Origin of the sequence: Cupriavidus basilensis OR16 (assembly GCF_000243095.1) — a bacterium.
Classification (GTDB): domain Bacteria; phylum Pseudomonadota; class Gammaproteobacteria; order Burkholderiales; family Burkholderiaceae; genus Cupriavidus; species Cupriavidus basilensis_D.
In genome coordinates this window covers 142,614-148,734 of record NZ_AHJE01000048.1, presented here as the reverse complement: position 1 = coordinate 148,734, position 6,121 = coordinate 142,614, and the positions used below count along the sequence as shown (strand labels likewise).

At 68.3% G+C, this 6,121-nt stretch carries 5 protein-coding genes and 1 pseudogene; 3 read left to right on the top strand and 3 right to left on the bottom strand.

What is annotated here, in order from left to right:
* Both OR16_RS18705 and cmdF read left to right on the top strand, forming a co-directional pair.
* Nucleotides 1-381 (top strand): helix-turn-helix domain-containing protein (locus OR16_RS18705; protein ID WP_043420286.1); only part of this gene is annotated, 381 nt, incomplete at its 5' end.
* A gap of 114 nt (nt 382-495) precedes the next feature.
* Complete coding sequence (cmdF, locus tag OR16_RS18700) at nt 496-2,088, top strand: tyrosine 2,3-aminomutase (protein WP_006159502.1); 1,593 nt, start codon at nt 496-498, stop codon at nt 2,086-2,088.
* A gap of 26 nt (nt 2,089-2,114) precedes the next feature.
* On the opposite strand, the pseudogene OR16_RS18695 reads toward cmdF, so the two are convergent.
* The 3 genes and pseudogenes from OR16_RS18695 to OR16_RS18685 all read right to left on the bottom strand — a co-directional run.
* A pseudogene (locus OR16_RS18695) lies at nt 2,115-3,934 on the bottom strand (ATP-dependent helicase); the annotation flags it as partial.
* 226 nt (nt 3,935-4,160) lie between these two features.
* Nucleotides 4,161-4,709, bottom strand: coding sequence for a TlpA disulfide reductase family protein (locus OR16_RS18690; protein ID WP_006159501.1), 549 nt, complete (start codon nt 4,707-4,709; stop codon nt 4,161-4,163).
* Nucleotides 4,710-4,832: 123 nt separating this feature from the next.
* A complete protein-coding gene (locus OR16_RS18685; protein ID WP_050983014.1) occupies nt 4,833-5,282 on the bottom strand; it encodes a thioredoxin family protein in 450 nt (149 codons plus the stop codon).
* A gap of 156 nt (nt 5,283-5,438) precedes the next feature.
* On the opposite strand from OR16_RS18685, the gene OR16_RS18680 reads away from it, so the two are divergent.
* Nucleotides 5,439-6,047: a hypothetical protein gene (locus tag OR16_RS18680; protein ID WP_006159499.1), complete on the top strand. Its 609-nt coding sequence runs from the start codon at nt 5,439-5,441 to the stop codon at nt 6,045-6,047.
* Nucleotides 6,048-6,121: the final 74 nt, after the last annotated feature.

Below are 6,121 nucleotides of genomic sequence, written 5' to 3'. Positions count from 1 at the left end.
CTGCCGCCGCTGCGCGAGCGGCGCGAGGACATCGTTGCGCTGTTCGAGCATTTCATGCTGGTGGCGGCGGTGCGCTACCAGCGCCCCGCGCCCATCCTCTCCGAGCTGCAGCGCCAGGCGCTGATGCAGCGCGCCTGGCCCGGCAACGTGCGCGAGCTGCGCAACGCCGCCGATCGCCTGGTGCTGGGCGTGCCCGAAGGCGGCACGCGCGCCGATGCGCTCGATGACTCCACGCCGCTCAAGGAGCGCATGGAGCACTACGAGCGCGCCGTCATCGCCGATACGCTGGCGCGCACCGGCGGCGCGGTCAGCCAGGCGGCGGACCTGTTGCAGGTGGGCAAGGCCACGCTGTACGACAAGATCAAGCGCTACGGACTGTAGCGCCTCCTGCGCCTCCTGCGCCTCCCGCGTCTCCGGGCGGACCGACCGCCGCGCGCCTTGCGTCAACATCTCTTGATACACTCGCGTGCCCGAACAGCTCACCCGGAACACGCAATGAACGAGGTATCCCGCCAGTACGCATCCAGCCGCCAGCACGGCGCGGCCGTCGAGGTCGATGGCCAGCAACTCACCGCCGCCGCGCTGGCGCTGGTGGCGCAGGGCCTGCGCCCGGCCAGCCTGGACGAGGCGGCACGCGCCCATGTGGCGGATGCGCGTGCGCGCTTCGAGGCGTCCAATATCCCCATCTACGGCGTGTCCACCGGCTTTGGCGAGCTGGTGCACAACTGGGTGGATATCTGCGCAGCCACTGCGCCGGCGTGGGCCCTGTTCGGGCGCGAGGAAGTGCGCGCCATGATGGTCGCGCGCGCCAATGCGCTGGCACGCGGCTACTCGGCGGTGCGCCCGCTGGTGATCGAGCAACTGTTGCGCTACCTGGATGCCGGTATCACGCCGGCCGTGCCGCAGGTGGGCTCGCTCGGCGCCAGCGGCGACCTCGCGCCGCTATCGCATATCGCCATCACGCTGATCGGCGAAGGCAAGGTGCTGCTGGCCGACGGCACCACCGCGCCCACCGCGCAGGTGTTGCGCGAGCACGGGATCGAGCCGATCAAGCTGTCCCACAAGGAGGGGCTGGCCCTGATCAACGGCACCTCGGCCATGACCGGCGTGGCGTGCCTGCTGCTGGAAACCATGCGCGCGCAGGTAACGCAGGCGGAGATCATCGCGGCGCTGGCGCTGGAAGGGCTCAATGCCTCGGCCGACGCCTTCATGACCCACGGCCACGACATCGCCAAGCCGCATCCGGGCCAGGTGCAATCGGCGGCCAACCTGCGCGCGCTGCTGGCGGGTTCCACGCGCCTGTCCGGGCATGGCCAGCTGGCGGGAGAAATGAAGACGCGCGCCGGCGATGAAAAGAACACCGGCACCGGCGTGTTCATCCAGAAGGCCTACACGCTGCGCTGCATTCCGCAGGTGCTCGGGGCGGTGCGCGACACGCTCGGCCATTGCGCCACGGTGGTGGAGCGCGAGCTGAATTCCTCCAACGACAACCCGCTGTTCTTCGACGACGGCGAGTTGTTCCACGGCGGCAACTTCCACGGCCAGCAAGTGGCGTTCGCCATGGACTTCCTCGCCATCGCGGCCACGCAGCTTGGGGTGGTGTCGGAGCGCCGCCTCAACCGCCTGCTCAGCCCGCACCTGAACAATGGCTTGCCGGCGTTCCTGGCGGCCGCCAACGAGGGCTTGAGCTGCGGGTTTGCCGGCGCGCAATATCCGGCCACCGCGCTGATCGCCGAGAACCGCACGATCTGCAGCCCGGCCAGTATCCAGAGCGTGCCGTCCAACGGCGACAACCAGGATGTGGTGAGCATGGGCCTGATCGGCGCGCGCAATGCACGCCGCATCATCGACAACAACCAGTACATCCTTGCCGTGGAATTGCTCGCGGCCTGCCAGGCCGCCGAGCTGGCCGGCGCGGTGGACAGCCTGTCGTCGGCAGGCCGCGCGGTCTTCGCTTTCGTGCGCGAGCGCGTGCCGTTCCTGGCGATGGATCGCTATATGACGGACGACATCGAAGCCATTGCCGCGCAGCTGCGCGCCGGTGCGCTGGTGGCGGTGGCGCGTGCGGCGGGCGCGGCCGTCAGCTGAGGCACTGCCGCCTCATTCGCGCTGCCTTATTTCCACATATCGCGCATGCGGCCGGCCAGGTCCAGCTTGGGCAGCGGCGCCTTGGCCGGCGCATCCGCCACCGGCGGGGGCGGGGGCCAGGACCGGCTGTGGAACAGCGGCATTACGCGGTTAGGCAGGAAGCGCGTGCGTGAGGCGTAGACGTGGCGATCGCCGTAGGCGGTCTGCTGGTGCACGTAGAAGCGCTGCGGCACCACGATGTCGAGGTGGTCGCGGGCCCGGGTCATGGCCACGTAGAGCAAGCGGCGCTCTTCCTCGATTTCCTCGGTGGTGCCGGTGGCCAGGTCCGAAGGCAGGCAGCCGTCGACCGCGTTGAGCACGTAGACGGCCTTCCATTCCTGGCCCTTGGCCGAGTGGATGGTGGACAGGATCAGGTAGTCCTCGTCGCGCAGCGGCACGCCGGACTCGTCGCTCGATGCGTCCGGCGGGTCGAGCGTGAGCTCGGTCAGGAAGCGCTCGCGCGATGCGTAGGTGGCGGCGATGCGCTCCAGTTGCTGCAGGTCGGCGGCGCGTGCGGGAGCGTCGTCGTGCAGGCGTTCAAGGTGCGGCTGGTACCACGTCACCACTTGCTCAAAGGCAGAGGGCCACGGCGCGGCCGGGGCCATCAGGCTGCGCGCCAGCGTCAGCAGGTCGGGCCAGGCTTCGGCCGCGGCTGGAGGCGCCTCAAAGGAATCCAGGGCAAAGAGCGGCTCGGTGGCGATTTCCACCGCGTCGAGCACGCGCGCGGCAGTCTTGGGCCCGACGCCCGGCAACAGCTGCAGGCTGCGAAAGCCGGCCATGCGGTCACGCGGATTCTCCAGCCAGCGCACTACCGCCAGCACATCCTTCACGTGCGTGGATTCCAGGAATTTCAGGCCACCGAACTTCACGAACGGGATGTTGCGCCGGACCAGTTCGATCTCCAGCTGCGCGCTGTGGTCGGCGGCGCGGAACAGCACCGCCTGCGACAGGAGTGCCAGCCCGGCCTCGCGCCGCGCCAGGATCTGCTCGACCACATAGCGCGCCTGGTCCGCCTCGTCGTTGACCACGACGATCTCCGGCTTCTCGGCCGAGCCGCGCGCGGACCACAGGTCCTTGGTATAGCGCTCTGCCGCCAGGCCGATCACCGCGTTGGCGGCGGCCAGGATGGGCTGGGTGGAGCGGTAGTTTTGCGACAGCGTGACCATGTCCGCGGCCGGCGTGAACCGGGCGGGGAAATCGAGGATATTGCGCACCGTGGCGCCACGGAAGGCATAGATCGACTGGGCGTCGTCGCCTACCACCGTCAGGCCGCGCCCGTCGGGCTTGAGCGCGAGCAGGATGGCGGCTTGCAGCGCATTGGTGTCCTGGTATTCGTCCACCAGGTGTCCTGGTATTCGTCCACCAGCACGTGGTCGAAGCGCGCGCCCATGTCCTGCGCCAGCGCGGGCTCGGCCAGTGCCTGCGCCCAGTAGAGCAGCAGGTCGTCGTAGTCGAGCACCTGCTGCTTTTGCTTGGCTTGCACATAGCCGGCAAATAGTCCGCGCAGCGCATCGGTCCACATGGCGTAGCGCGGGAACCATTGCTTGAGCACATCTTCGAGCGGCGCCTGCGTGTTGACCACGCGCGAGTAGATCGACAAGCAGGTTTCTTTGCGCGGGAACCGCGAGGCCTGCGCGGACAGGCCCAGGTCGTGCCGCACCACGTTCATCAGGTCGGCCGCGTCGCCACGATCGCAGATGGTGAAGCTGGGCGACAGGCCCAGCGTCTCGGCGTATTCGCGTAGCAGGCGTGCACCGATAGCGTGGAAGGTGCCCGACCACGTGAGCGCTGCGCGCCCCGCGCCGTTGGCAAAGCACGGCGCTGGGATCGGGATCGAGTAACACTGGGCAGGGGCCTTTGGGGATGCACGGCGCGCAAGTGCGCTGGCCGGCATGGGCGGGGAAAGCTGCCGGTAACTGTATATCCATACAGCCGGGCTGCGCAAGCCGGGCATTGCCCGACGGCGCCCGGTAATAAAAAAAGGTGCCATGGAAGGCACCTTTCTAGGCGGGGGAGGTGGGCCGGGCGGCGGCTCAGGCCGCCTTGGCGAGCGCGCCGTCGAGCAGCTTGTGCAGTGCGTCCCACTCGGGCTCGCCCACATAGCGCTTGAGGATGTGGCCGTCCTTGTCGATCACGAAGGTGGTCGGGGTCAGTTGCACCTCGCCGAAGGCCTTGGCCGCAGCGCCGTCGGAATCCATCGCCACCTTGAACGGCAGCTTGCGCGTTTGCGCATAATTCATCACGTACATGGGCGGGTCATAGCTCATTGCCACGGCCACGAATTCCAGGCCCTTGCCCTTGAACTTGTCATAGGTGCGGACCATGTCCGGCATTTCCTTGACGCAGGTGACGCAGCTGGTCGCCCAGAAGTTGACCAGGTAGACCTTGCCCTTGAGATCGGCGGTGCTGACCTTTTCACCCGACAGCAGCGTGAACGTGGCGGGCGGCGCCGCATTGGCGGGCGCGATGGCGCGGTATCCGAACCAGCCCAGCACGGCAACCAGCAGCACGGCGGCGACGGCCGGCCAGAGCTTGCGCGAGGCGGGGCTTGCCGGGGTGGGGGGAGAAACGGAGGTCGTCATGATGCTCGCCGACAGGTCAGACAAGCCACCATTCTACTGCCGCTGCCGGGATGCTGCCGGACGCATTCGCCGAGCCGCCGCGGATGCGGCGATTGGCCGCAGCGGGGTGCGCCTTCGTGCGCCTTAATGCGTCTTGCTTGCCAAGGCCGAGCGGGCCTGGTCCAGCGCCTGCTCCAGGTAGGCGCCATAGAAGTCGGGCTGCATGCCGCGCAGCGGCGTGGCCAGGGAGCGGCCGCGCGCGTCGAGGAAGAGCACCGTGGGCGCTACAGCCACATTGCGGCTGCGGGCCCATTCCCGCGCCGTGGTCATGCTGCCATCGGCGTTGCGCAGCGGCGTGTCGGCGGTCATGTCGAGCTCGCGCGCCACGATTTCGCCCGCCGCGGCCTGCGGGCCGAGATAGTTGCGGCGCACCGTTTCGCAGTAGACGCAGCCGGGCAGCGTCACCAGCACGACCAAGGGCTCGCCCTGGCTTGCCGCCGCCGCGGCCTGGGTGGCCAGGTCGTTGGCTGGGGGCAGGTGGGCCGTGGCGGCCATGGCGCTCGTGCTTGCTGCAACCAGCATGGCGCCAAGCATCGCCGCGCCATGACGGCGTGCGGTGCCAAAGACACCCCGGAAGGATGACTGCATTAGCCGGATGGATGGCTGGGTTTGCATTGGCAGGCAATGTGGATGAGCGCTGGCACGCGGGTTCCACGATAATAGCGGCTTATTTCCGCATTCGCCGCCCTGATGCCCTACGTCTGGTTTCCCCGGTATTTCCGTTTGTCGCGGTCCCCGCTTGCCAAAGCCATCGTCCTGGGGGCGCTCGGCGCCGGGCTGATCGCCTGTTCGCCTCGCTATGACTGGCGCACCATCCAGTCTAACGAAGGCGCCTACGCGGCGCTTTATCCCGGCAAGCCGTCCGGCGCCGCGCGCGAGGTGGCGATTGCCGGGCGCAAGCTGCCCATGACGATGGACGCGGCCCGGGTCGACGAGACCTTGTTCGCCGTGGGCGTGGTGACCTTGCCCGCCGATGACGCCGAGTTGCGGCAGGCGGCGCTGGATTCCATGCAGAATGGCCTGCTCGGCAACCTCGGGCCGCATCCCGCCGACGCGGTCAAGACCCGCAAGGTGACGGTGATGTCGGCCGCATCGCCGGCAGTGGCACTAGAGGGCGTGGAGCTGCAGGTGGCCGCGGTATCGCCCCAGGACCAGTCGCCACGCAGGCTGACCGCGCGGCTGGTGGCGTCGGGCGTGCACGTCTACCAGGCGGTCGTGCTGGAGGCGGGAGAGGCTGCGCGCGACCAGCGCCAGGCGGAACAGATCGACCAGTTCCTGACCGGTTTCCATCCGTTCTGAGCTGACTGAGCCGACTGAGCCGAGCGCTCCAAGCTTAAACACAGATTTCAAGACAGATTATTTCCAGGGAGTAA